At 74.0% G+C, this 25,155-nt stretch carries 20 protein-coding genes; 11 read left to right on the forward strand and 9 right to left on the reverse strand.

All coding sequences use genetic code 11. From position 1 onward, the window contains the following. Positions 1-2: 2 nt before the first annotated feature. The 4 genes from lipB to BJP59_RS09920 all read left to right on the forward strand — a co-directional run bounded on the left by lipB (position 3) and on the right by BJP59_RS09920 (position 3,951). Entirely contained in the window at positions 3-674 is a 672-nt protein-coding gene (lipB, locus tag BJP59_RS09905) for a lipoyl(octanoyl) transferase LipB (RefSeq protein ID WP_194522855.1), read from the forward strand. A gap of 83 nt (positions 675-757) precedes the next feature. Next, a complete protein-coding gene (locus tag BJP59_RS09910; RefSeq protein ID WP_194522856.1) occupies positions 758-2,080 on the forward strand; it encodes an MFS transporter in 1,323 nt (440 codons plus the stop codon). 106 nt (positions 2,081-2,186) lie between these two features. Beyond that, positions 2,187-3,197 (forward strand): lipoyl synthase, encoded by a 1,011-nt coding sequence (lipA, locus tag BJP59_RS09915; RefSeq protein ID WP_163186892.1) that lies wholly within the window; start codon positions 2,187-2,189, stop codon positions 3,195-3,197. A 10-nt stretch (positions 3,198-3,207) separates the two neighbouring features. Continuing rightward, positions 3,208-3,951, forward strand: a complete 744-nt coding sequence (locus tag BJP59_RS09920; protein ID WP_021480396.1) for a DUF4191 domain-containing protein — start codon at positions 3,208-3,210, stop codon at positions 3,949-3,951. 116 nt (positions 3,952-4,067) lie between these two features. On the opposite strand, the gene BJP59_RS09925 is transcribed toward BJP59_RS09920, so the two are convergent. After that, positions 4,068-4,544, reverse strand: a complete 477-nt coding sequence (locus BJP59_RS09925) for an RDD family protein (RefSeq protein WP_031315289.1) — start codon at positions 4,542-4,544, stop codon at positions 4,068-4,070. A 262-nt stretch (positions 4,545-4,806) separates the two neighbouring features. Between BJP59_RS09925 and glnA (BJP59_RS09930) the strand changes: the two genes are divergently transcribed. After that, positions 4,807-6,231 (forward strand): type I glutamate--ammonia ligase, encoded by a 1,425-nt coding sequence (gene glnA / locus BJP59_RS09930; protein WP_061269191.1) that lies wholly within the window; start codon positions 4,807-4,809, stop codon positions 6,229-6,231. A 179-nt stretch (positions 6,232-6,410) separates the two neighbouring features. After that, positions 6,411-7,328, forward strand: coding sequence for a glycoside hydrolase family 19 protein (locus BJP59_RS09935; protein ID WP_194522857.1), 918 nt, complete (start codon positions 6,411-6,413; stop codon positions 7,326-7,328). Between the two features lie 99 nt (positions 7,329-7,427). Here BJP59_RS09935 and BJP59_RS09940 read toward each other — a convergent pair whose 3' ends face one another. After that, positions 7,428-9,161, reverse strand: a complete 1,734-nt coding sequence (locus tag BJP59_RS09940; protein ID WP_194522858.1) for a flavin-containing monooxygenase — start codon at positions 9,159-9,161, stop codon at positions 7,428-7,430. Positions 9,162-9,280: 119 nt separating this feature from the next. Continuing rightward, positions 9,281-10,876 carry an SLC13 family permease gene (locus tag BJP59_RS09945; RefSeq protein ID WP_228485379.1) on the reverse strand — a complete coding sequence of 532 codons (1,596 nt, stop codon included), beginning with the start codon at positions 10,874-10,876 and terminating at the stop codon, positions 9,281-9,283. 23 nt (positions 10,877-10,899) lie between these two features. Between BJP59_RS09945 and BJP59_RS09950 the strand changes: the two genes are divergently transcribed. Next, on the forward strand, positions 10,900-11,607 hold the full coding sequence (locus BJP59_RS09950) for an NADPH-dependent F420 reductase (protein ID WP_137281137.1): 708 nt from the start codon (positions 10,900-10,902) through the stop codon (positions 11,605-11,607). A gap of 20 nt (positions 11,608-11,627) precedes the next feature. On the opposite strand, the gene BJP59_RS09955 is transcribed toward BJP59_RS09950, so the two are convergent. Next, on the reverse strand, positions 11,628-14,783 hold the full coding sequence (locus BJP59_RS09955; protein WP_194522859.1) for a bifunctional [glutamine synthetase] adenylyltransferase/[glutamine synthetase]-adenylyl-L-tyrosine phosphorylase: 3,156 nt from the start codon (positions 14,781-14,783) through the stop codon (positions 11,628-11,630). After that, positions 14,780-16,117, reverse strand: coding sequence for a type I glutamate--ammonia ligase (gene glnA, locus BJP59_RS09960; RefSeq protein WP_021483141.1), 1,338 nt, complete (start codon positions 16,115-16,117; stop codon positions 14,780-14,782). The genes BJP59_RS09955 and glnA (BJP59_RS09960) overlap by 4 nt, the downstream gene beginning before the upstream one ends. A 116-nt stretch (positions 16,118-16,233) precedes the next feature. Here glnA (BJP59_RS09960) and BJP59_RS09965 point away from each other — a divergent pair, with 116 nt between their 5' ends. Next, positions 16,234-17,937: an NAD+ synthase gene (locus tag BJP59_RS09965; RefSeq protein ID WP_194522860.1), complete on the forward strand. Its 1,704-nt coding sequence runs from the start codon at positions 16,234-16,236 to the stop codon at positions 17,935-17,937. A gap of 55 nt (positions 17,938-17,992) precedes the next feature. After that, positions 17,993-18,841, forward strand: a complete 849-nt coding sequence (panB, locus tag BJP59_RS09970) for a 3-methyl-2-oxobutanoate hydroxymethyltransferase (protein WP_034653916.1) — start codon at positions 17,993-17,995, stop codon at positions 18,839-18,841. A gap of 21 nt (positions 18,842-18,862) precedes the next feature. Here the strand turns inward: panB and BJP59_RS09975 are convergent, their stop codons facing one another. After that, positions 18,863-19,780: an N-acetylmuramoyl-L-alanine amidase gene (locus BJP59_RS09975; RefSeq protein ID WP_228485380.1), complete on the reverse strand. Its 918-nt coding sequence runs from the start codon at positions 19,778-19,780 to the stop codon at positions 18,863-18,865. After that, the gene (locus BJP59_RS09980) at positions 19,777-19,998 is read right to left on the reverse strand and encodes an SPOR domain-containing protein (protein WP_144682218.1); all 222 of its coding nucleotides are present in this window, start codon (positions 19,996-19,998) and stop codon (positions 19,777-19,779) included. Before BJP59_RS09980 ends, BJP59_RS09975 begins: the two co-directional genes overlap by 4 nt. A gap of 69 nt (positions 19,999-20,067) precedes the next feature. Between BJP59_RS09980 and map the strand changes: the two genes are divergently transcribed. Next, on the forward strand, positions 20,068-20,973 hold the full coding sequence (map, locus tag BJP59_RS09985; protein ID WP_194522861.1) for a type I methionyl aminopeptidase: 906 nt from the start codon (positions 20,068-20,070) through the stop codon (positions 20,971-20,973). A gap of 64 nt (positions 20,974-21,037) precedes the next feature. Continuing rightward, positions 21,038-21,766 carry a polyphosphate--glucose phosphotransferase gene (gene ppgK, locus BJP59_RS09990; RefSeq protein WP_194523019.1) on the forward strand — a complete coding sequence of 243 codons (729 nt, stop codon included), beginning with the start codon at positions 21,038-21,040 and terminating at the stop codon, positions 21,764-21,766. A 54-nt stretch (positions 21,767-21,820) separates the two neighbouring features. Here the strand turns inward: ppgK and BJP59_RS09995 are convergent, their stop codons facing one another. Next, positions 21,821-22,186 (reverse strand): STAS domain-containing protein, encoded by a 366-nt coding sequence (locus BJP59_RS09995; protein WP_021482430.1) that lies wholly within the window; start codon positions 22,184-22,186, stop codon positions 21,821-21,823. 325 nt (positions 22,187-22,511) lie between these two features. Next, complete coding sequence (locus BJP59_RS10000; protein ID WP_228485421.1) at positions 22,512-25,121, reverse strand: phosphoenolpyruvate carboxylase; 2,610 nt, start codon at positions 25,119-25,121, stop codon at positions 22,512-22,514. Between the last annotated feature and the right edge of the window lie 34 nt (positions 25,122-25,155).

A 25,155-nucleotide genomic window follows, 5' to 3' on the forward strand; every position in this document is an offset into this window, starting at 1 on the left:
CGATGGACCTGCTCGCGCTGCCGGGGATCACGGACTACCACGAGGCCTGGGACCTGCAGCGCGCGGTGCACGACGACGTCGTGGCGGGCAACCGGCCGGACACCCTCATCCTCGTCGAGCACCCCGACGTCTACACGGCCGGACGGCGCACGAACCGCTCCGACCGGCCCGACGACGGCACCCCGGTCGTGGACGTCGACCGCGGCGGGAAGATCACCTGGCACGGCCCCGGCCAGCAGGTCATCTACCCGATCGTCCGGCTCGCCGAGCCCGTGGACGTCGTCGCGTACGTCCGGGCGCTCGAGGAGGCCGTCATGGCGGTCTGCACCCGCCTCGGGCTCGCGACGATGCGCGTCGAGGGCCGCAGCGGGGTCTGGGTCGCGGCCGACGCGTCCCGTCGCGAGCGCAAGGTCTGCGCGATCGGCGTGCGGGTCGCGCGCGGCGTGACGATGCACGGCCTCGCGCTGAACTGCGTGCCCGACCTGTCGAGGTTCGAGCGGATCGTCCCGTGCGGCATCGAGGACGCCGACGTGACGTCGCTCACGGCGGAGCTCGGCCGCGAGGTCACGCTCGCCGAGGTCTCGCCGCTCCTCGTCGACGCGCTCGGGACGGCGCTCGGCCCGCTGCTCGCAGCCGACGCTCCGGACGCCCCACCGGCCGCGCTCGCGGGATAGGCTGGAGGCTCCAGGGAATCCTCGCGCGCCGGAGTACGGGTGGGTCGGCGCGCGGTAGGACGTACCCCGAGGACCTGGACCGCATGACCACCACCCCCGCGCGCGCGACGTCGCGCCCCCGTACCCCCGCACCTCCCCCGCCCGGCGGCGCTCCCGTCCGCACGAGCTACGCCCGGCTCCCCCAGCTCGCGGGCCGCGCGTTCCTCCCCGTCGCGTTCCTCGCGCGCCTGCCGTTCTCCATGCTGACCATCGGGACGTTGCTGCTCGTGTCGTCGACGACGTCGTCGGTCGCGCTCGGCGGCCTCGCCTCCGCCGCGACGGCGCTCGGGACGGCACTCGGCGGCCCGACCCAGGGCGCGCTCGCCGACCGCGTCGGCCAACGCCGGGTCCTGCTCGTGTGCGTGCCGGTCGCGACCGTCGCCGTGCTGGCGCTCGTCCTCTCGGCGTCAGCGCCCGGCGCCACGGCCGCGGTGCTGCTCGCCGCGGCGGCGACCGGCGCGAGCGCTCCCCAGGTCGGTCCGCTGGCCCGCGTGCGCTGGCTGCGTCTCGCGGCCGACGAGCCGCGCACCGTCGAGGCCGCGATGAGCTACGAGAGCACGGCCGACGAGGTGAGCTTCGTCCTGGGGCCCGCCCTCGTGGGCGTCCTCGCGTCGGCGGGCTCGCCCCAGGTCGCGGTGCTCGCCGCGGCCGGCGGCATCGCCGTGTTCGGCGCCGCGTTCGCGCTCCACCCGACGGCGCGCGCGACCGCGCCGCACGGCCCCGGCCCGCACGCCACGACGGCCGGCGCGGCGGACGGCGGGACGGCCGCGCTGGTGCGTCGCGAGGCGGTCGTCCTCGTCGGGATGCTCGCCATGGGGCTGCTGTTCGGCGGGACCCAGGCCGCGCTCACCGCGCTCACGCGCGACGCGGGCGTGCCCGGCAGCGCGGGGCTCGTGTACGCCGTCATGGGCGTCGGCTCCGCGATCACCGCGCTCTCCGTGGTCGCCCTCCCCCGCCGCTGGGGGCTGCGCAGCCGCTGGATCACGTTCGCGGCCGGGCTCCTGGTCGGCACGGCCGGTCTCGTGCTCGCGGCCGCGGGCGGCTCGCTGACCGCCGTCGTCGTCGCCGTCGCAGCGACCGGCCTGTTCGTCGGGCCCGTCATGGTCACCGTGTTCACCGTCGCGGGCGAGCGCGCGCCGGCCGGGCGGACGGCGTCGGCCATGACGCTCGTGGCCAGCGCGAACGTCGTCGGCGTCGCGATCGGCGCGTCCGGGGGCGGCGCGCTCGCCGACACCGTGTCGACGTCGAGCGCGTTCGCGCTGCCGGTCGTCGCGGCGGTCCTGCTCGTGGTGACCGGGGTGTCGTTGACGGCACGTCCACAGGGTGAGCGACGCGCGGGAGACGACGAGCGCGAGCGCGTAGTCTGACCGGAGTCCGGCGCCGTACCAGGGCGCGCACCCGAACGGTGCGCCGCCCGCCCGCTTGCTCGGCGCGACGTCGGCGCTCACTCGCCACGACGACCGGGAGACACCCGTGACGATCGCACCTGAAGGACGGCGCATGCTGCGGGTCGAGGCCCGCAACGCCGCGACGCCGATCGAGAAGAAGCCCGAGTGGATCAAGACCCGCGCGACCATGGGCCCGGAGTACTCCGAGCTCAAGGGGCTCGTGAAGCGCGAGGGTCTGCACACGGTCTGCGAGGAGGCGGGCTGTCCCAACATCTTCGAGTGCTGGGAGGACCGCGAGGCGACCTTCCTCATCGGCGGTGACCAGTGCACGCGCCGGTGCGACTTCTGCCAGATCGACACGGGCAAGCCGGCCGACTTCGACGCGGACGAGCCGCGCCGCGTCGCGGAGTCCGTCCAGGCGATGGGCCTGCGCTACTCGACCATCACGGGCGTCGCGCGCGACGACCTGCCCGACGGCGGTGCCTGGCTCTACGCAGAGACCGTCCGCCAGATCCACGCGCTCAACCCCGGCACGGGCGTCGAGCTGCTCATCCCGGACTTCAACGCGATCCCCGAGCTGCTCGACGAGGTGAACGACTCGCGACCGGAGGTGCTCGCGCACAACCTCGAGACGGTCCCGCGCATCTTCAAGCAGATCCGTCCCGGATTCCGGTACGAGCGCTCGCTGTCCGTGCTCACGCGGGCGCGCGAGGCGGGGCTCGTCACCAAGTCGAACATCATCCTCGGCATGGGCGAGACGATCGACGAGGCGAAGGAGGCGCTGCAGGACCTGCACGACGCCGGCTGCGACCTCGTGACGATCACGCAGTACCTGCGCCCGTCGCTGCGGCACCACCCGGTGGACCGCTGGGTCAAGCCCGAGGAGTTCGTCGAGCTGTCGGACGCCGCGGAGGAGATCGGCTTCCTCGGCGTCATGTCCGGCCCGCTCGTGCGGTCGTCGTACCGCGCCGGGCGGCTGTGGGGCCAGGCCATGACGCGCCGCGGCATGGAGATCCCCGCCGCGCTCGCGCACCTCGCCGAGCCGACGACGTCCCGTCAGGAGGCCGCGAGCCTGCTGGCCCGCTCGCCCCACTAGACTGACCGGCATGGCCCGCAAGAACTCGGACAGCACCGGCGCGCCCGCCGCCGGCGAGCAGGTCGCGAAGCAGAAGAAGCCCAAGAAGCAGCGCTGGTACCACCAGGTGTGGGCCGCCTACCAGATGACCCGCAAGCAGGACCCGGCGGTCACGTGGGTCATGCTCGGCGTGTTCGTCGGCATCCTCGCCGTCGCGCTGGGCATCGGCCTGTGGTGGGGCCAGTGGGTCTACACGCTCATCGTCGGCATCCCGTTCGCGGCGCTGGGCGCGATGTTCGTCCTCACGCGTCGCGCCGAGCGCGCCGCCTACCAGCAGATCGAGGGTCAGCCCGGCGCCGCGCGCGCCGCGCTCGGCACGATCCGCCGCGGGTGGACGTTCGACGAGGAGCCCGTCGCGATCGACCCCCGCACGCAGGACCTCGTGTTCCGCGGCGTCGGGCGCGCGGGCGTCGTGCTCGTGAGCGAGGGCCCGCCGCACCGCGCCAAGCGTCTGCTCGACGCCGAGCGCAAGCGCGTCGCGCGCGTGCTGCCGAACGTGCCGGTCACCACGATCCAGGTCGGCGACGGCGAGGACCAGGTGGCGCTGCCCAAGCTCCCCCGCGCGGTCCAGAAGCTCAAGCCGACCCTCACGAAGCCCGAGACGGCGGAGGTCTCCAAGCGCCTGCGCGCGCTCGGCGTCTCGCGCCTGCCGATCCCCAAGGGGATCGACCCGACCCGGGCCCGCCCGGACCGCAAGGGCCTCAAGGGGCGCTGACGCGCACCCCCTGCACCACGACCGACGCCCGGTCGGCGAGGATCTTCCCTCTGCCGGCCGGGCGTCGTCGTGCGTGGGGTGGGGATCCGGCCGCCCGGCCGCCCGGCCGCCCGGGGTCAGGAGCGGACGAGGACCGTGCCCGCGGCGCGGTCGTGCAGGCCGCGGCCGTCGGCGTCCCACACGACCGCCGGGATGACGAGGCACAGCAGGACCGTGCGCAGCACGCCGCGGCCGAGGCCGACCATGCGGGCCGGCTCGGCGAGACGCCGGACGCGGATCCCCATGACGCGGTGGCCGACGGTGAACCCGAGCGTGCTCACGAGCAGCACGTTCTCGATCGCGAAGACCAGCGGCTGCGACCAGACGGGCAGCGCCGAGATGCCCTCGAAGAACCCCGGGGCGGCGGGCCGGAAGAAGAGGAACGCGACCAGGGTCGCGAGGACCCAGTCGATGACCAGCGCGACGACGCGCCGCCCGAGCGTCGCGAGGGAGCCGGGGCCGTCCGGCGGGAGTCCCAGCCGCGCACCGCGACCGCTGTGCTGACCGCCCGGGGCGCCCTCGAGCCACGAACCCATGTCCTCGCGTGAAACCACGGGACCAGCGTACGTGCCACGCGGTGGACGGGACCGCCCGCCGGCGGTCGGACGGCGGTATCGTGCCGAACGGCACACCGACCCCACGTCGGCTGCCGCGCGCCCTCGTGTCGCACGATCGTCACACGGGGACGCGGGACGTAACACGACCGAAACAAGGGGTACACCGCAGGGAAACCGCCCCGGCCTAGGTTCGTGGGCGCCACGTCAGCGGCTCGTCCGCCGCGCAGCCCGACGGCATCACCCGATCAAGGAGCAACGGATGTTCAACAACGCGGAGGAGGCAATCGCCTTCACGCGGAACGAAGGCGTCGAGTTCGTCGACGTCCGGTTCTGCGACCTGCCCGGCATCATGCAGCACTTCAACATCCCCGTCTCGCAGTTCGACGAGTCGGCGTTCGAGGACGGCCTGATGTTCGACGGGTCGTCGATCCGCGGCTTCCAGGCGATCCACGAGTCGGACATGAAGCTCGTGCCGGACGTCAAGACCGCGTTCGTGGACCCGTACCGCAAGCGCAAGACGCTCGTCGTGAACTTCTCCATCGTCGACCCGTTCACGGGCGAGCCGTACTCGCGCGACCCCCGCAACATCGCGGCCAAGGCCGAGGCGTACCTGCGCTCCACCGGCATCGCCGACACGGCGTTCTTCGCGCCCGAGGCCGAGTTCTACCTCTTCGACGAGGCGCGCTTCGCGACGAACCAGCACTCGAGCTTCTACTACCTCGACTCCGTCGAGGCGGCGTGGAACACGGGCCGCGAGGAGGAGGGTGGCAACCTCGCGTACAAGACGCGCTACAAGGGCGGCTACTTCCCCGTCTCCCCGTCCGACCGCTTCGCGGACCTGCGCGACGAGATGTGCGCGACGCTGGAGAAGGTCGGCCTCGAGGTCGAGCGCGCGCACCACGAGGTGGGCACCGCAGGCCAGCAGGAGATCAACTACCGCTTCAACACGCTGCTGCACGCGGCCGACGACCTGATGAAGTTCAAGTACGTCATCCGCAACGAGGCGTTCGAGGCCGGCAAGTCCGTCACGTTCATGCCGAAGCCGATCTTCGGCGACAACGGCTCGGGCATGCACTCGCACCAGTCCCTGTGGAAGGACGGCAAGCCGCTGTTCTTCGACGAGAAGGGCTACGGCGGTCTCTCCGACCTCGCGCGCTGGTACATCGGCGGCCTGCTCAAGCACGCGCCGTCGCTGCTCGCGTTCACCAACCCGTCGGTGAACTCCTACCACCGCCTGGTCCCCGGCTACGAGGCCCCGGTCAACCTGGTCTACTCGGCCCGCAACCGCTCCGCCTGCATCCGCATCCCGGTGACCGGCTCGTCCGCCGCCGCGAAGCGCGTCGAGTTCCGCGTGCCGGACCCGTCGGCCAACCCGTACCTCGCGTTCGCCGCGCAGCTCCTCGCCGGCATCGACGGCATCAAGAACCGCATCGAGCCGCCGGAGCCGATCGACAAGGACCTGTACGAGCTGCCGCCCGAGGAGCACGCGCAGATCCAGCAGGTCCCCGGCTCGCTCTCCGAGGCGCTGGACAACCTCGAGGCCGACCACGAGTTCCTCACGCAGGGCGACGTGTTCACGCCGGACCTCATCCAGACGTGGATCGACTACAAGCGTGCCAACGAGATCGACCCGATCCGGCTGCGCCCGCACCCGCACGAGTTCGAGCTCTACTACGACATCTGATCGGAGGGCCTCGCGGCCCTGCCCAGGATGACAGCGGAACGGCGTCCGTCCTGCACCTCTTCGGTGCCGGCCGGGCGCCGTTCCGCGTGGTGCGACGAGCATGCCCTTGTCGCCGTCGCACCCTCGCGCTAGGTTTGCGAGCGGCGGTAACGATGCCGCCCGCAACAGCAGGGGGATTCATGAGCACTCGCTTCCGGCGCGCCCTCACCACCGTCGTCTCCGTCCTCACCTCGGCGGTCCTCGCCGTGTCCGTCACGGCCCCGGCGGTCGCGGGAACGGGCCTCTCCCCCGCGAGCGCCGACCAGGCGGCGAGCGCCGCCGCGTGCGCCGCGACGTGGTCACCGACGACCGCGTACTCGGCCGGGAAGACGGCGTCGCACCACGGGCGGAACTGGACGGCGCGGTGGTGGACCCAGCGCGAGACGCCGGGGTCGACGAGCGTCTGGGTGGACGCGGGCCGGTGCACGGGCGGCGGGGACGACTTCGTGGTGAGCCGCGCGGAGTTCGACGCGATCTTCCCGAAGCGGCACCCGTTCTACACGTACGACGGGTTCGTCGACGCGCTGGGCGCGTACCCGGCGTTCGCCAGCACGGGGACGCCCGAGACGCGGACGCGCGAGGCCGCGGCGTTCCTCACGCACGCGGACTTCGAGTCGGTCGGGCTCCGGTACGTGAAGGAGATCAACGAGGCGAACTACTGGATCAAGTGCGACGACGAGCAGCCGTTCGGCTGCCCGGCAGGCCAGACGGCCTACTACGGGCGCGGGCCGATCATGTTCAGCTGGAACTTCAACTACAAGGCCGCCGGCGACGCCCTGGGCATCGACCTCCTCAACGACCCGTGGCTCGTCGAGGAGGACCCGTCCGTCGCGTGGCAGACCGCGCTCTGGTACTGGAACACCCAGAACGGGCCCGGCGTGATGACGTCGCACCAGGCGATGGTGTCCGGCGCCGGCTTCGGCCAGACGATCAACTCGCTCAACGGGGCGCTCGAGTGCGGCGGCGGCAACCCGGCGTCGGTGCAGTCGCGCGTGGACCGCTACGTGCGGATCACCGAGGTGCTGGGCGTCGCCCCGGGCTCGGGACTGACCTGCTGAGCGGTCCGGACCGCGGCGTGGGCGGCCGGTCGGCCGCAGCACGTCCGGCGGCGTGATCGGCGGGTGCGGTGCACGCAGGGGGCGCACCGCACCCGCCGGTCAGCCGCCGACCCCGGCGGCCAGCGGCGTGTCCTCGGCCCCGGACGCCGAACCGACGTCGGGCACAGGCTCCGGGTCAGGCACGGACCGCACGACGTGGGACGACGGCAGCCCCGCACCAGGGCGGAACCCGGCGTAGTGCTCGGCCGCGGCGCGGGCGCACTCGTCCTGGTAGACGTGCCCGCCACCGAGGTACACGGCGATCTCCTCGCGCTTGCCGGGCACGTTCCCGCCCACGAACCAGGCGCCCGCCTTCTTGCCCTCCTCGTACATGACGGTCGCGCGGGCCGCGCGCTCCGTCTCGGCGCGCCACCACTCCTCCGCCTCGGGCGTGGCCTCGAGCCGGTCGATGCCGTGCTCGCGCGCGTACGCGAGCGCGCGCTGGAGCCACTGCGCGCCGCGCTGGACCGGCACCGTGAGGTTGGACAGCGGCGTCTGCGGACCGAGGGACATGAAGAAGTTCGGGAAGCCGTGGACGGAGATGCCGAGGTAGGTGCGCAGACCGTCGCGCTCCCAGCGCTCGCGCAGGGTGACGCCGTCCCGCCCGACGACGTCGAACGCCGTGAGCGCCCCGGTCATGGCGTCGAATCCGGTGGCGAGCACGAGCACGTCGAGCTCGTGCTCGACCTCCCCCACGACGATCCCGCGCGGCGTCACGCGCGTGACCGGCGTGGTCAGCACGTCGACGAGCTCGACGTTCTCGCGGTTGTACGCCGCGTAGTAGCCGTGGCCCGTCGGGGGCCGCTTGCCCATGAAGCGGTACGTCGTCGGGGTGAGCAGGCGGGCCGTCTGCGGGTCCTCGACGACCTCGCGGATCTTGCCGCGCAGGAACTCGGACGCGAGCTCGCTCGCCTCGGGGCTGGACACGAGGTCCGTGAAGCACTCGTTGGCGAACCGGAAGCCGCCCGCCTCCCAGCGGGACTCGAACACCCGGCGGCGCTCCTCGGCGTCGACCTCGAGCGCGGACCGCGTGGGGATCTCCATGGGAACGCCGAAGGGGTGGCGCGCGGCGCGCTCGAAGACCTCGTCGTAGCGGGCGCGCAGTGCGGCGAGCTCGTCGGCCGTCACGGCGGGGCTCGCCGTCTCCAGCACGTAGTTGGGGGTGCGCTGGAAGACGGTGACGTGCTCCGCCACGGCCGCGAGCTCGGGCAGCATCTGGATCCCCGAGGCACCGACCCCGAGCAGGCCCACGCGCTTGCCCGCCAGGTCGACGCCGTCGTGCGGCCAGCGTGCCGAGTGGTGGACCGGCCCCGCGAACGTGTCGAGCCCGGGCAGGTCCGGGTACAGGGGCCGGGAGAGCAGGCCGGTCGCGGAGACGACGTACGTCGCGCGCAGCCGAGAGCCGTCCGCGAGGGTGAGGGTCCACAGGTTCGTCGCGTCGGAGTGCTCGGCCCGCTCGACGGCGACGCTGAGCCGGATGTCGCGGCGCAGGTCGAGCCGGTCGGCGACGAACTCGAGGTAGGCGCGGATCTCCTCACCGCGCGGGTAGCGCTCGGACCAGTCCCACTCGTCGCGCACCTCGCGCGAGAACGAGTACGCGTACGCGAGGTACTCGGAGTCGGTCCGCACGCCCGGGTAGCGGTTGGCCCACCAGGTGCCGCCGATCCCGTCCGCGGCGTCGACGACGAGCACGGACAGGCCGATCTCGCGCAGGTGGTGCAGCATCGCCAGGCCCGAGTAGCCCGCCCCGATGACGACCGCGTCGTAGAGCGTGCCGTTCGTGGTCTCCGCCATGGACGACTCCCCCGTGTCAGGTACGTCGGCGCGGGCCCGGTGCCCGCGCGACGCGGTATACCGTGCCACGACCTGCGACGTCGTGCCACGGCGACCGCAGGACGGTCAGGGGCCGCGGCTCAGAACGGCCAGACGAGCGGCACGTAGAGGACCGCGGCCGCGAGGAAGACCAGGGCGAGCGGCAGGCCGAGGCGCCAGTAGTCGCCGAACCGGTACCCGCCGGGCTGCAGCACCATGAGGTTGACGGGGGTCGCGATCGGGGTGAGGAACGCGGCCGCGCCCACGACCGTGAGCGCCATCATGAACGGCAGCACGCTCACGTCGAGCGTCTGCGCGAACGACACCGCCACGGGGGCCATGACGAGCACCGTCGCGACGTTCGAGATGAACTGCCCGAGCACGAGCGTGAGCACGCACACCACGAGCAGCGCGAGGCGCGGCGACCCGTCGCCCGTGAGCCGGAGCACGAGCCCGGCGATCGCCTCCGCCGCCCCGGACGAGACGAACGCCGCGGACAGCGGGATGAGCGCCGCGATGAGCACGACGGTGTCCCACGAGATCGCGCGGAACGCCTGCGGCACGGTGACCACCCCGCCGACCACCAGGGCGCCCGCGGCGAGCAGACCGGCGATGACGGGCGGCACGACGCCCGTCGCGAGCAGCACGATGGTCACGACGAGCACGGCGAGGCAGCGGCGCCACCCGCGGCTCAGCGGGACGCCGCGCTGCAGGCTGCGCGCCGAGTCGACCGCGAGCACGTCGGGCGACTGCGTGTACCGGTGGAGCGCGTCCCACGGGCCGCGCACGAGCACGGCGTCGCCCGGCTGGAGGGTCAGCGTCCCGGAGGCCCGCTCGGCATCGGAGGCCGACGCGTGCGCCTCGCCCCGCCGGAGGGCGACCACGACGAGCCCTTCGTCGCGCGTCGTCATGCCCGGGCTGACGGTGCGCCCGACGAGCGTCGAGCGGGGTGCGATGACCACCTCCACGACCCCGGTGCCGCCGGTGAACAGGCGGCCCGTGTCGAGGTCGGGCGTGTAGCTCTCGCGCCACGAGCGCACGCGCTCGCGCGGGTCGGTCGCGGTGTCGGCGAGGTGCTCGGGGACGCGCTCGGGCAGCAGCCGGTCGCCGAGGGTCACGACGAGCACCGCGGTGGCCAGGACGAGCGGGACGCCGACGAGCGCGAACTCGAAGTAGCCGAACTCGCGGCCGCCGGCCTCGGCCGCCGCCTCGGAGACGATGATGTTCACGGGCGTGCCCGTGAGGGTGAGCAGAGACCCCGCGCCGGCGGCGAACGCGAGCGGGACGAGCATGCGCGACGGCACGATCCCGGCGCGCGCCGCCGCGACCACCGCGACGGGGAGCAGCGCCGCGACGGCGCCGTTGATGCTGATGACCGCGGCGAGCAGCGCGGCGACGCCCACCATGAGCGTGAGCAGGCCCGCGCGCCCGAGCGACGCGCGCCGCTCGAGCCACTGCCCGATCCACGCCGTGACGCCGGTGGAGTCCAGCGCGTCGCTGAGCACGAAGAGCGACGCGATGAAGAGCACGATCGGGTCGCTGAAGCCGCCCAGCGCCTCGTCGAGCGGGAGCACGCCCGTCGCCCACAGCGCGACGGGCACGAAGAGCGCGACGACGACGAGCGGCAGGCGGTTCGTCATGAAGCCCACGACGGCGAGGGCCAGGATCGCGAAGGTGGCGACCAGCGGATCGATCATGGGGCCCCCTCTCGGACGTCAGGATGCCACAACGGCCCGGACGGCGAGCCGTGCGGAATAGTGACGCCGCCGACGCGTTGTCGATGACCATGACGACTCTCGGGATCATCGGCGCAGGCAACATCGGTTCCCAGGTGGCGCGGGCCGCCGTCGGGCAGGGGTACGACGTGGTCATCGCGAACTCGCGCGACCCCCGCACGCTCGACGACCTCGTCGCCGAGCTCGGTCCGCGGGCGCGCGCGGCGACCGCGGAGGAGGCGGCGCGGGCCGCCGACGTGGCCGTCGTGGCGGTGCCGTTCCACGCGTACCGCGACGTCCCGGTCGAGCCGCTCGCGGGGAAGATCGTGCTCGACACGAACAACTACTACTGGGAGCGCGACGGCCACGTCGACGCGCTCGACCGCGGCGAGGCGACGTCGTCGGGCCTGCTCCAGGAGCACCTGCCGTCGTCCAAGGTCGCGAAGGCGTTCAACCACATCCAGTCGGCGCACATCACGACCGACGGCACGCCCGCCGGGACGCCGGGGCGCCGCGCGCTGGCGACGTCGAGCGACTTCCCCGAGGCCGCCGCGTGGGTCGAGCGGTTCTACGACGAGCTCGGCTTCGACACCGTCGACACGAGCCCGCTCGCGGAGTCGTGGCGCGTCGAGCGCGACCGCCCGGCGTACGTCGCGCGCCAGGACGCCGACGAGCTGCGGGCCAACCTCGCGCGCGCCCCGCGCACGATCTGACCGCCCCGCGCGGCCCGCGGTCAGTCCTCGCCGTAGAAGACGCGCTCCATGACGGTGCGGGCCCGGCGGGCCGTGCGGAGGTAGTGCTCCTCCAGCTCGGCTCCCGTGTCCACGCCCGGCAGGTCGAGCACGCGCGCGAGGCCGTTGAGAGCGAAGCGGTCGTGCGGCAGCACGTCCACCGTCGTGCCCGTCGTGCGCCCGGACCACAGCACGAGCGCGCTGCGCAGGCGCGACGCGAGGTGCCACGCCTCGCCGAGGGTCGCGGCGTCGTCGGGGTCGACGAGCCCGACGTCGACCGCGGCGTCGAGCGCGTCCACCGTGGACGTGGTCCGCAGCGCGGGGACCTCGTGGGCGTGCAGGAGCTGGAGGAGCTGGACCGTCCACTCGACGTCGGACACTCCCCCGCGCCCGAGCTTGAGGTGCCGCGACGCCTCGACCCCGCGCGGGAGCCGCTCCGCCTCGACCCGGGCCTTGATGCGCCGGACCTCGCGCACGTGCGCGAGGTCGAGGCCCCCGGCCGGGTAGCGCCGGGCGTCCACGACGCGCGTGAACGCCTCGCCGAGCCCGGCGACGTCGCCCGCGACGGGCCGCGCGCGCAGGAGCGCCTGCGCCTCCCACACGCTGGACCAGCGCTCGTAGTACTCGGTGTACGACGCGAGCGAGCGCACGAGCGGGCCGTTGCGCCCCTCGGGCCGCAGGTCGGCGTCCACGGGCAGCGCAGGCTCCGGCCCGACGGCGGACAGCAGCTGCCGCAGCCGCGTCGCCGCGGCGAGCGCGTACGCCTGGGCGGCGTCGCCGGCCGCACCGGGCGCCGGGTCGTGGACGAACATGACGTCGGCGTCCGAGCCGTAGCCCATCTCGCGGCCGCCCAGGCGCCCCATCGCGACGACGAGCAGGCGCGCCGGCGCGGACGACGGGTCCGGCGCGTCGTACCCGAGCTCGTCGCGCGCCACGAACTCCGCGACCCGGAGCGCGCCCGCGAGCACCACGTCCGCCGCGTCGGAGATGCTGCGCGCGGCGTCGACCGGGTCGACGACCCCGAGCAGCTCGGCGGCGCCCGTGCGGGCCAGCTCGCGCCGCCGCACGGCGCGCAGGCTCACCGTGGCCGGCTCGACCTCGTCGGCGCGCGTGAGGATCGCGTCGGTCTCCGATGCGAGGCGCTCGATGCCGCGCGGGACGAGGTCCGCGTCGCCCGCGAGCCAGCGCACGGACTCGGGCGACCGGCCCAGCGCGTCGGCCATGTAGCGCGAGTTGGACAGGAGGTGCGCGAGCCGCTGGGCCGCGGACCCGGAGTCGCGCAGGAGCTGGAGGTACCAGTGCGTCGTGCCGAGCGTCTCGGAGAGCGTGCGGAACGCGAGCAGCCCGGCGTCCGGGTCCGCGCCCTCGGCGAACCAGCCGAGCATCACAGGCAGGAGCTGACGCTGGATGGCGGCGCGACGGCTCACGCCCTCGATGAGCGCGGTGACGTGCCGCATGGCGCCCGCCGGGTCGCGGTAGCCGATGGCGGCGAAGCGGGCCTTCGCGGCCTCCGGCGCCAGGCTCACCTCGTCCGGCGAGAGCTGCGCGACGACCGGCAGGAGCGGCCGGTAGAAGATCTCCTCGTGCAGGCCGCGCACCTCGCGCCGCGTCGCGCGCCACCGCTCGGTGAGGCCCGCCGAGCCCTCGGTCCGCATGCCGAGCGACCGGGCGAGACGGCGCAGCTCGTCGTCGGCCGTCGGGAGCAGGTGCGTGCGCCGGAGCCGGAAGAGCTGGATGCGGTGCTCGAGCGAGCGCAGGAACCGGTAGCAGACGCCGAGCCGGGCCGCGTGCTCGCGCCCCACGTACCCGGCGGCGGCGAGCTCGGCGAGCGCGGTGAGGGTGCTGCGGCTGCGGATCGAGTCGTCGGACCGCCCGTGCACGAGCTGGAGCAGCTGCACGGTGAACTCGACGTCGCGCAGGCCGCCCTTGCCGAGCTTGACCTGGCGGTCGGCCTCCGCCGCGGGCACGTGCGCCTCGACGCGGCGGCGCATCGCCTGCGAGTCCTCGACGAAGTTCTCGCGGCCCGCTGCCGACCACACGAACGGGGCGATCGCCTCCTCGTACGCGCGCCCGAGCTCGCGGTCGCCCGCGACGGTCCGCGCCTTGAGCAGCGCCTGGAACTCCCACGTCTTGGCCCAGCGCTCGTAGTACGCGACGTGGCTCGCGAGCGTGCGCACGAGCGGGCCCTGCTTGCCCTCGGGGCGCAGCGCGGCGTCGACCTGCCACAGGGCGGGCTCGCCGGACGTGCCGGAGCACACGCGCGCGAGGCTCGTCGCGAGGCGCGCCCCCACGGTCGTGGCGTGCTCCTCGTCGTAGCCGTCGGCGGGCTCGACGACGTAGATCACGTCGACGTCGGAGACGTAGTTGAGCTCGCGCGCCCCGCACTTGCCCATGCCGATGACCGCGAGTCGCACCCCCGCACCGTGGTCGTCGAGCTCCGCGCGCGCGACGGCGAGCGCACCCTCGAGCGCGGCGGCGGCGAGGTCGGCCAGGGCCGCACCGACCGCGGGCATGCGCGTCAGGGGGTCGGTGACGGTGAGGTCGGTCGCCGCGATGCGCAGGATCCGCTCGCGGTAGGCGCGGCGCAGCGCGTCGACCCGCTCGGGCCCCGGCTCGGCCGCGACCGGGACGGCGGCGTCCGGGTCGGCGCCCACGGCGCGCAGCAGCTCGGCCCGCACGTCGCCCGCGGCCACCCCGGTGCCCGGCGCCGGGTCCGCGACGACCTCGAGCAGCGCGGGGCGCCGCACGACGTCGTCGCCGAGCGCGACCGACGCCCCGAGCACCGCGAGGAGGCGGTCGCGGGCCGGGCCGGGCCGCAGGGTGCCGCGCGCGAGGTCCGCGAGCGCACCGCGCGCCTCGACGTCGGGGCGCAGCGCGCCCGCGAGCCGCACGACCTGCAGGAGCGCGAGGTCCGGGTCGGCGGCCTGGCCGAACGCGGCGAGCAGCTCGTCGTCGACGACGCCCGCCGGGTCGGCGGCGCCGGCCTCGGGACCGTCGACGGACCGGGCACCCGGGTCGAGCAGCAGCGCCAGGTCCGGGTCCGTGAGCAGGCCGGCCGAGCGCGTGATGTCGGCGAAGCCGAACCGCGCGAGCCGACCCGTGAGCGTGGGCCGGCGGGACCCGCCGGACCGACCGGACGTCGTCGTGGACCCGCTCACAGGACCTGGAGGAACCGCTTCAGCTCGAACGGCGTGACCTGCGCGCGGTACGCGTCCCACTCCTGGCGCTTGTTGCGCAGCACGAAGTCGAACACGTGCTCGCCCAGGGTCTCGGCGACGAGCTCGGAGCCCTCCATGATGCGGATCGCCTCGTCGAGCGACTGCGGGAGCGGCTTGATGCCGAGCGCACGACGCTCCGCGTCGGTGAGCTCCCAGACGTCGTCCTCGGTCTCCTCGGGGAGCTCGTAGCCCTCCTCGATGCCCTTGAGCCCGGCGGCCAGCATGACGGCGAACGCCAGGTACGGGTTGGTGGCCGAGTCCAGCGCGCGGTACTCCACGCGGCTCGAGTTGCCCTTGCCCGGCTTGTACATGGGCACGCGCACGAGCGCGGAGCGGTTGTTGTGGCCCCAGCACACGTAGCTGGGGGCCTCGGCGCCGCCCCACAGGCGCTTGTACGAGTTCACGTACTGGTTCGTGATCGCGGTGATCTCCGCCGCGTGGACGAGCAGGCCCGCGATGAACTGGCGCGCCGTCTTGGACAGCTCGAACTGGGCGCCCGGCTCGTGGAACGCGTTGCGGTCGCCCTCGAAGAGCGACAGGTGCGTGTGCATGCCCGAGCCGGGGTGGTCGGCCATCGGCTTGGGCATGAACGACGCGAACACGCCCTGCTCGAGCGCGACCTCCTTGACGACCGTGCGGAACGTCATGAGGTTGTCGGCCGTCGTCAGCGCGTCGGCGTAGCGCAGGTCGATCTCGTTCTGCCCCGGCCCGGCCTCGTGGTGGGAGAACTCGACCGAGATGCCCATGGACTCGAGCATCGTGATCGCGGCGCGCCGGAAGTCGTGCGTGCTCCCGCGCGCGAGGTGGTCGAAGTACCCGCCCTGGTCGACGGGGACGAGCGGCGACCCGGCGTCGGCCGGCTGGTTGAAGAGGTAGAACTCGACCTCGGGGTGCGTGTAGAACGTGAACCCCTTGTCGCTCGCCCGGGCGAGCGCACGCTTGAGGACGTTGCGGCTGTCCGCGAGGGACGGCTCGCCGTCTGGTGTGAGGATGTCGCAGAACATGCGGGCGGTACCGTGCCGCTCGCCGCGCCACGGCAGCACCTGGAACGTGGTCGGGTCCGGCTTGGCGATCATGTCGGCCTCGTACACGCGCGTGAGGCCCTCGATCGAGCTGCCGTCGAACCCGATCCCCTCGGCGAACGCCGACTCGAGCTCCGCCGGCGCGATCGCCACCGACTTGAGCATGCCGAGCACGTCGGTGAACCAGAGCCGGATGAAGCGGATGTCGCGCTCCTCGACCGTGCGGAGCACGAACTCCTGCTGCCTGTCCATGCGGTACATCCTGCCTGATCCGTGTGACGAACGGGTGACACGGTCGTGTCCTGGACGTCGTGCCGCGGGGCGGGCCCCCGGACGAGCCGTCCGCCCTGCTCGTCTAGGGTGGACGCATGGCTGATCTGCGCGTCGCGCTGGCACAGGTCGACACGTGCGTGGGGGACCTCGACGGCAACGCCGCCCTGGTCCTCGAGCGCACCCGGGAGGCCGCGGCCGCGGGCGCGCAGCTCGTCGCCTTCCCGGAGATGACCCTCACCGGCTACCCGATCGAGGACCTCGCGCTGCGGGCGTCGTTCCGGCGCGCGGCGTGGGACGCCGCCGCGGACATCGCGGCGCGGCTCGACGCCGAGGGGCTGGGCGCGGTCACCGTCGTGCTCGGCACCGTGGGCACCTCGGGCGCGCCGCGCGGTGCGGGCGCCGCGGAGCGCGAGGCCTCGGGCTCCCCCGCCGACCTGCCGACCAACCGCGCCGTCGTGCTGCGCGACGGCGCCGTGCAGGCCGCGTACGACAAGCACCACCTGCCCAACTACGGCGTGTTCGACGAGTTCCGCATCTTCGCGCCCGGCGAGACGACGACGGTCGTCGAGGTCGAGGGGCGCCGCGTCGGCATCGCGATCTGCGAGGACATCTGGCAGGACGGCGGCCCCGTCGCGGAGATGGCGACGCTCGACGAGGCGGGCAACGGGCTCGACCTGCTGCTCGTGCTCAACGGGTCGCCGTACGAGGAGGGCAAGGGGCACGTCCGCACGGACCTCGCCGCGCGCCGCGCGCGCGAGGTGAGCGCCCCGGTCGCGTACGTGAACCTCGTGGGCGGCCAGGACGACCTCGTGTTCGACGGCGGCTCGTTCGTCACCGACGCCGCGGGCACGGTGGTCGCCTCGTCGCCGCAGTTCGTGGAGGACCTGCTCGTCTGGGAGCTCCCCGCCGACGGCTCGCCGCGCGGGCCGCGCGCGCCCGAGCTGCACCCGGACGAGGAGGTGTACCGGGCGTGCGTGACGGGCCTCGCGGGCTACGTGCGCAAGAACGGCTTCCGCTCGGTCGTCCTCGGCGTCTCGGGCGGCATCGACTCGGCGCTCACCGCCGCCGTCGCCGCGGACGCGATCGGGGGCGAGAACGTCGTCGGCGTGTCGATGCCGTCGCGGTACTCGTCGGACCACAGCAAGGACGACGCGGCCGACCTGGCGAAGCGGCTCGGCGCGGACTACCGCGTCCAGCCGATCGCGCCCATGGTCGAGGCGTTCCAGGGCGAGCTCGAGCTCGAGGGCGTCGCGGAGGAGAACCTCCAGGCGCGCGTGCGCGGCGTGATCCTCATGGCGATCTCCAACCGCGAGGGCCACCTCGTCATCGCGCCGGGCAACAAGTCCGAGCTCGCGACCGGGTACGCCACGATCTACGACGCGGGCAGCATCGGCGGGTTCGCGCCGCTCAAGGACGTCGACAAGTCGCGCGTGTGGCAGCTCGCGCGCTGGCGCAACAACGCCGCGCTCGACCGCGGCGAGATCCCGCCCATCCCGGAGTCGTCGATCACCAAGCCGCCGTCGGCGGAGCTGCGCCCCGGCCAGACCGACCAGGACTCGCTGCCGCCCTACGACCTGCTCGACGAGGTCCTCGACGCCTACATCGAGCACGCCGAGGGACGCGCCGAGCTCCTCGCCCGCGGGTTCGACCCCGAGGTCGTCGACAAGGTCGTCACGCTCGTCGACCGCGCCGAGTGGAAGCGCCGCCAGTACCCGCCGGGCCCGAAGGTCACGGCGCTCGCGTTCGGCCGCGACCGCCGTCTGCCGATCACGAACCGCTGGCGCGAGCCGCTCGCCTGACGACGCCGGCACCCCGCGCGCCGTCCGCCCCCTCCCGCACCCAGGAAAGGCCGTCATGTCTGCTCACACCGCCCCCGAGCCCGCCGCGACCGGCGGCACGGGACCGCGCCGCGTCCGCGTGCACCACCTCGCCGAGGCCAAGACGCGCGGCGAGAAGATCACCATGCTCACCGCCTACGACGCGGTGACCGCGCGCATCTTCGACGACGCGGGGATCGACATGCTGCTCGTCGGCGACTCGATCGGCAACACGATGCACGGGCACGCGTCGACCCTGCCCGTCACGGTCGACGACCTCATCCCCCCGGCCCGCGCCGTCGCGCGCGCCGCGCGCCGCGCGTTCACCGTCGTGGACCTGCCGTTCGGCTCGTACGAGGCGGGCCCGGAGCAGGCGCTCGCCACCGGCGTCCGGTTCCTCAAGGAGACGGGCGTGAGCGCGGTCAAGCTCGAGGGCGGGCGCCGCGTCGCGGCGCAGATCCAGGCGCTCACGGACGCGGGCATCCCCGTCGTCGGGCACCTCGGCTTCACGCCGCAGTCCGAGAACCTGCTCGGCGGCCCGCGCGTCCAGGGTCGGGGCGACGACGCCGCGGAGCGCCTCAGCGAGGACGCGCTCGCCGTGGCCGAGGCGGGCGCCGTCGCGGTCGTGCTCGAGATGGTGCCGGTCGAGGTGGCCGCGCGCGTCACCGAGATCCTGCGCATCCCCACGATCGGCATCGGCGCGGGGGCCGCGTGCGACGGCCAGGTGCTCGTCTGGACGGACATGGCCGGGATGACGGACTGGTCGCCCCGGTTCGCCAAGCGCTACGCCGAGATCGGCGCCGCGCTCGGCCAGGCGGCGGCCGACTACGCCGCCGACGTGCGCGGCGGGACCTTCCCCGACGACGCGCACAGCTTCGCCCGCTGAGCACCCGGTGCGGGCGCCGGGTCACCCTGCGCCCGCACCGCCGTCGGCGACCCACGCGGCGACGCCGCTCGCGACGGCGTCCGCGTAGCGCTGGCGCCCCTCCTCCGACTCCATGACCGCGGCCTCCTCGGGGTTGCGCATCTCCCCCAGCTCGAGCATCACGGCCGGCCGCTCGGCGTGGTTGAGCGTCGCCAGGTCGGCGCGCCGCTGGACGGGGCCGTCGTCGGCCGCGACCGACGACGACGGCGCGAACCCGGCCGCCGTCAGCGCGGCCACGAGCTCGTGCGCGAGCGCGACGCTCGGCTCCCCCTGGGCCTCGTCCACGGGCGGGTCGGACACGATCGCGAAGAACCCGTGCGCGCGGCGGTCCTCCGTGCCGTTGGCGTGGAGCGAGACGAGCACGTCCGCGTCGTTCTCCTGCGGGAACCGACCGCGCGCATCGACGCACGGGCCCACGCCCGCGTCGTCGGGGCGCGTGAGCACGACGACGGCGCCCAGCTCGGTCAGGCGTGCCGCGAGCCGCCCCGCCACGTCCCACGTGAACGCGTGCTCCGGGTAGCCCGAGTCCGTGGACGTCCCCACCGTGTTGCAGGCCTTGGTATCGCCCCGGCCGTCGGGGACGGGCGCGTTCACGACGAGCGGGTTCGCCCCGTTCCCGCCGTTGTGCCCCGGGTCGACGGCGACCGTCACGCCCGCGAGCGGGGGCGCCGGCCCGGTCTCCGTAGCCGTCGGGTCGGGCGACGCCGTCGACGGCGCGGGCTCGGGCGCGGCGGGCACGGCCCCGCCCGAGGGGGTGACCGTCGTCGGGCCGGCTCCCGACACGGCGCGGACCTGCAGCGCGACGAGGAGCGTCAGCGCGCCCACCGCCAGCCCGGCGAGGAGCAGGCCGAGACGGCCCGACCACACCCGGCGCGGGCCGGGCGGCGGGGCGTGGGTCACTCCTCGCGCTCGCGGCGGTCTTCCTCGTCCCAGGCGTCCGTCCGCTCGCGCGCCGTCTCCAGGGCCTTCTCGGCGGCCTCGCGCGTGGGGTACGGCCCCATGCGGTGCGACCACGACGCGCTCGGGCCGCGGTGCACCTCGCCGGTGCGCGTGTCGTAGTAGTACCCGTCCGTGGCCGCGGGCTCGCCGTCGTCGCTGAAGCGTGATCCGGTGCTCATGCCTCGATCCTCCCCCATCCCGGCCCGGCCGGCCGCCCACGGCGCCCGCGCGTTCGTAGACTGGCGGCCATGAGCACCGCCCCCGTCCCGCCCGACGCCGCCGCTCCCCCACGCCCCGGGCGCCGTGGCCCCCTGACGCCGGGCGTCGTGGGACCCCAGCGGCAGGTCCCGACGACGATCGAGCGCCCCGAGTACGTGGGCCGGCCGGGACCGCGGCCCTTCGAGGGGAGCGAGGTCAACGACCCCGCGACCGTCGAGCGCATCCGGGTGGCCTCGCGCGTCGCGGCGCAGGCGCTCGTCGAGGTCGGGCGCCACGTCGCCCCCGGCGTCACGACGGACGAGCTCGACCGCGTGGGCCACGAGTTCCTCCTCGACCACGGCGCCTACCCGTCGACGCTCGGCTACCGCGGGTTCCCCAAGTCGCTGTGCACCTCCCTCAACGAGGTCGTGTGCCACGGCATCCCGGACTCCACCGACCTCGTCGAGGGCGACATCGTCAACGTCGACATCACCGCCTACGTGGGCGGCGTGCACGGCGACACGAACGCCACCTTCACCGTCGGCGAGGTGGACCCGGAGTCGGCGCTGCTCGTCGAGCGCACGCGCGAGGCGCTCGCGCGCGGCATCAAGGCCGTCGCGCCCAGCCGCCAGATCAACGTCGTCGGACGCGTCATCGAGCGCTACGCCGCCCGCTTCGGGTACGGGGTCGTGCGCGAGTACACGGGCCACGGCGTGGGGCGCGCGTTCCACTCGGGGCTCGTCGTGCCGCACTACGACGCGGCGCCAGACCACGCGACCGTGATCGAGCCCGGGATGGTCTTCACCATCGAGCCCATGCTCACGCTCGGCACGTCCGAGTGGCGGATGTGGGACGACGGGTGGACGGTAGTCACCGCGGACGCCTCGCGGACCGCGCAGTTCGAGCACACGCTGCTGGTGACCGACGACGGAGCGGAGATCCTCACACTGCCATGAACGCCCACCAGGACTCGCACGCCGCACCCCCGCGGACCGTCCGCGCCCCCGCACCGCCTTCGGCATCGACGTCGGCGGCAGCGGCATCAAGGGCGCCCCGGTCGACCTCGCCACGGGCGAGTTCGCGCAGGAGCGGCACCGCATCCCCACCCCCCAGCCGTCGACGCCGCAGGCCGTCGCGGAGGTGATCGCCGAGCTCGTGGGCGCCTACGACCTCCCGCAGGACGTGCCGATCGGCGTCGCGTTCCCCGCCCCGCTCCAGCACGGCGTCGTGCGGTTCATCGCGAACCTCGACAAGTCGTGGACGGGCGTCGACCTCCCGGCGCTCGTCGCGCGCGAGACGGGACGGCACGTCGTCGCCGTCAACGACGCCGACGCCGCGGGCGTGGGCGAGGTGCGCTACGGCGCCGCGCGCGACGCGGACGGCGTCGTGCTCGTCGCGACGCTCGGCACCGGCATCGGCAGCGCGATCCTCGTCGAGGGCCGCCTGCTCCCCAACACGGAGCTCGGGCACCTGGAGATCGACGGGTACGACGCCGAGACCCGGGCCTCCGACGCCGCGCGCGACCGCGAGGACCTCGACTGGGCACAGTGGGCCGAGCGGCTCCAGCGCTACTTCGGGGTCGTCGAGGACCTGTTCTCGCCCGACCTCATCGTCGTGGGCGGCGGCGTGAGCAAGAAGCACGAGCACTTCCTGCCGCTGCTGCACCTGCGGGCGCCGATCGTGCCCGCCCAGCTGCGCAACGCAGCGGGCATCGTGGGCGCCGCGTCGCTCGCGGCCGACGCCGTCTGACGATCGTGCCCGGGGTCCGAGCCCGGTCCCGAGGGGCCGGGCTCGCCGGGGCCCTCAGGCCGGGCTGACCTCGTGGTGCTCGGTGCCGAAGATCTCGATGACGCCGAGCATCTCCAGGACGTCGGTGACGACCGTCGGCGGGTTGCGCAGCGTCACGGACAGCCCCTCCTCGGAGCCGATCGTGTAGAACTGCACGAGGAACGCGATGCCCGTCGAGTCCATGAACGTCACCTTGGACGTGTCGATGACCACGGGTACGTCGCGTTCGAGAGCGTTGGCGAGCGCGGCGCTCGCCTCGCTGCGCAGGGCGACGTCGATCTCGCCCCACATGTCCACGACGCTCGCGTCGCGTTCTTCGAGCAGCCGGATGCCGCCCGTCCCTGCCCCGGTGTCGCTGCGTTCGAGCTCCTGTACCAACACTGCCCCGCCCTTCGTCCCGCCTTGCCTCGCCCACCCCGACGAGTGCCGCGCCTCCTGCCCGACGCCCCGACCTGTCGGCCCCTGCTCTCGTACGTCGTCGGGCGACAGCAGGACTCCGGCGTGGTCGGTCGTCGCCAGAGTACCCCACGGATAGCGGCGGCTGGTAGGCCTCTGGCGAAGACTTTACCCAGAACCCCGTGAGAGGCCGTTCACCCGGGCGATGGTTGAGGATTCATTCAACAACTGGACGGCTGTCCAGACGACGACGGCCGCCACGGACCCGGTCGCGGGTCGACGTGACGGCCGTCGTGGCGGGCGCCGGACCTCAGCCGGTGTTCTGCAGGCCGGCCGCGACCCCGTTGACGGTGAGCAGCAGCAGGTGCTGGAGCTCGTCCTTGACAGGGCCCTCCGCGCCGGAGCGCAGGCCGCGCAGCGCGCGGACCTGGAGCAGCGAGAGCGCGTCGACGTACGGGCTGCGGAGCTGGACCGCACGGCCCAGCACGCGCCGGCCGGCGAGCGGCCACGCGTTCTCCGTCACCGCGAGGACCTGCTCGCGCGTGAGGCGCAGCTCGTCGAGGATCGCCTGCGCGAGGTCGTCGCGGTCCCCGAGCGCGAGGTACCGCTCGGCGATGCGCTCGTCCGTCTTGGCGAGCGACATCTCGACGTTGTCCAGCAGCGTCGCGAAGAGCGGCCACTCGCGGTGCGCCTCGCGCAGCAGCTCGAGGTCGCCGAAGTCGCGCAGCGCCGTGCCGAGCCCGTACCAGCCCGCGAGGTTGATGCGCGCCTGCGACCAGGAGAACACCCACGGGATCGCGCGCAGGTCGTCGAGGGACGAGACCGACAGGCCGCGACGTGCCGGGCGGGAGCCGATCGGCAGGAGACCGACCTCCTCGAGCGGGGTCACCTGCGAGAACCACTGCGGGAACCCGTCCGCGCGCACGAGCTCGTGGAACCGGCGGCGCGACGACTCGTCGAGCGCGGCTGCGAGGTCGCGGTAGCGCTCGGTCGCCTCGGCGTTGCGCTTCTCCGTCGACGGCGCCGACGCGAGCAGCGTCGCCGCGGCGACCTGCTCGATGTGGCGCGACGCGATCGTCGGGTCGCCGTAGCGCGCGAGGATGACCTCGCCCTGCTCGGTGAGCTTGAAGCGGCCGTCGACCGAGCCCGGGGGCTGGGCGAGCACGGCACGGTTCGCCGGGCCGCCGCCGCGGCCGAGGGCGCCGCCGCGGCCGTGGAACAGCGTGAGCGTGATGTCGTGGCGCTCGGCCCACTGCGCGATGCGGCTCTGCGCGTCGTGCAGGGCGAGGGTCGCGGACACCGGGCCGACGTCCTTCGACGAGTCCGAGTAGCCGAGCATGACCTCGACGCGGCGCCCGTTCTCGGCGAGCCGACGCTGCACCTGCGGCAGCGTGAGCATGGACTCGAGGATGTCGACGCTCGCCCGGAGGTCGGCGAAGGTCTCGAACAGCGGGATCGCGTCGACCACGGGCGCCTCGTCGGAGCCCTCGAACGCGAGCTCTGCGAGCTCGTACACCGCCGCCAGGTGCTCCGGCTTCTGCGTGAACGACACGATGTAGCGGCGTGCGGCCCGGATGCCGTAGCGCTGCTGGACCGCGCCGAGCGCGCGGAACGTGTCGAGCACCTCGCGCGTGCGGTCGGAGAGGTCGCCGTGCAGGCCCTTCTCCGCGATCTCGGCGAGCGCCCCCTCGTGGACCTGGGAGTGCTGACGCACCTCGAGCTCCGCGAGGTGGAACCCGAACGTCTCGACCTGCCACACGAGCTGCTGCAGGTCCCCGTACGCCGCACGGGGCGCGCCCGCCGCCACGAGCGACTCCTGGACGACCCGCAGGTCGGACTCGAGCTGCTCGGCGTTCGGGTAGGCGAGGTCGGCGTTGCGGGCCCGCGTCGCGGCGATGCGGTCCGCGACGACGAGCAGGACCGCGCGGTGCGGCTCGCGCGGCGACGCCTCCGACGCGGCGACGGTGACCGCCTCCGAGAGCCGGCGCTGGCGCTCCCACAGGGCGCGCAGGCCGTCCGACGGCGGCGTGCCGTCCTGGTCGAGCGTGAGCTTGCGCCCGACGGCGCGCGCCTGCTGCTCGAGCGCCGCGAGCGCGTGGTCGGCGGCGATCGCCGCGGCCTGGCGCGTGACGTCGGCCGTGACGTTCGGGTTGCCGTCGCGGTCGCCGCCGATCCACGTGCCCAGGCTGACGAACGGCCGCACGAGCGGCTCCTCGCGCCCCGCCTCGTCGCCCAGCAGCCAGTCGTCCAGGCGGCGGTAGACGGTGGGGAACGTGTCGAACATCGTCGCGTCGAACACGCCGAGCGCCGTCTTCACCTCGTCGAGGACCGACGGCTTGTGCTCGCGGATGGGGGCGGTGCGCCACATCGTGTCGATCTCGGCGAGGAGACGACGCTCGTTCTCCGCGAGCGACGTGCCGCCGAGGCGCTGCGCGTCCCGCTCGTCGAGGAGCGTCGCGATGCGCCGCACCGCGCCGGAGACCGCACGACGGCGCGCCTCCGTGGGGTGCGCAGTGAGCACGGGGCGGAACTCGAGGCGACGCAGCCGGCGCAGCGCCTCCTCGCGCCCGACCTCGCCGACGAGCTGCTCGAACGCCTCGGGCAGAGAGTCGTCGGGAGTCGTCGCGCGGGTCGCGAACTCGGCCTCGCGCTCGCGCAGGACGCGCACGCGGTGGTACTCCTCCGCGAGGTTCGCGAGGTGGAAGTAGCACGTGAAGGCCCGCGCCACCTGCTCGGCGCGCGCCATGGACAGGCCCTCGACGAGCGCCTCGGCCTCGGCGAGCACCGCGCCCGACCGGTCGTCGTACGCGCGGATCGAGAGCTCGCGGAGCCGCTCGACGTCGTCGAGCAGGTCCTGGCCCCCCGTCTCACGCAGCACGGTGCCCAGCAGGCCGCCGAGCAGGCGGACGTCGTCGCGCAGCGGGCCCGGGACGTCGTGGCGCGCGAGGCCGCGC

This window comes from Cellulosimicrobium sp. JZ28 (assembly GCF_015327065.1).
GTDB classification, from domain to species: domain Bacteria; phylum Actinomycetota; class Actinomycetes; order Actinomycetales; family Cellulomonadaceae; genus Cellulosimicrobium; species Cellulosimicrobium funkei.

Coding starts and splice junctions, on each gene's coding strand:
- glnA (WP_021483141.1), bottom strand. CDS start 16,117: ATGGACAGGCAGCAGGAGTTCGTGCTCCGCACGGTCGAGGAGCGCGAC.
- lipB (WP_194522855.1), top strand. CDS start 3: ATGGACCTGCTCGCGCTGCCGGGGATCACGGACTACCACGAGGCCTGG.
- BJP59_RS09965 (WP_194522860.1), top strand. CDS start 16,234: ATGGCTGATCTGCGCGTCGCGCTGGCACAGGTCGACACGTGCGTGGGG.
- BJP59_RS09980 (WP_144682218.1), bottom strand. CDS start 19,998: ATGAGCACCGGATCACGCTTCAGCGACGACGGCGAGCCCGCGGCCACG.
- BJP59_RS09935 (WP_194522857.1), top strand. CDS start 6,411: ATGAGCACTCGCTTCCGGCGCGCCCTCACCACCGTCGTCTCCGTCCTC.
- panB (WP_034653916.1), top strand. CDS start 17,993: ATGTCTGCTCACACCGCCCCCGAGCCCGCCGCGACCGGCGGCACGGGA.
- BJP59_RS09950 (WP_137281137.1), top strand. CDS start 10,900: ATGCCACAACGGCCCGGACGGCGAGCCGTGCGGAATAGTGACGCCGCC.
- BJP59_RS09945 (WP_228485379.1), bottom strand. CDS start 10,876: ATGATCGATCCGCTGGTCGCCACCTTCGCGATCCTGGCCCTCGCCGTC.
- glnA (WP_061269191.1), top strand. CDS start 4,807: ATGTTCAACAACGCGGAGGAGGCAATCGCCTTCACGCGGAACGAAGGC.
- BJP59_RS09910 (WP_194522856.1), top strand. CDS start 758: ATGACCACCACCCCCGCGCGCGCGACGTCGCGCCCCCGTACCCCCGCA.
- BJP59_RS09920 (WP_021480396.1), top strand. CDS start 3,208: ATGGCCCGCAAGAACTCGGACAGCACCGGCGCGCCCGCCGCCGGCGAG.
- BJP59_RS09940 (WP_194522858.1), bottom strand. CDS start 9,161: ATGGCGGAGACCACGAACGGCACGCTCTACGACGCGGTCGTCATCGGG.
- map (WP_194522861.1), top strand. CDS start 20,068: ATGAGCACCGCCCCCGTCCCGCCCGACGCCGCCGCTCCCCCACGCCCC.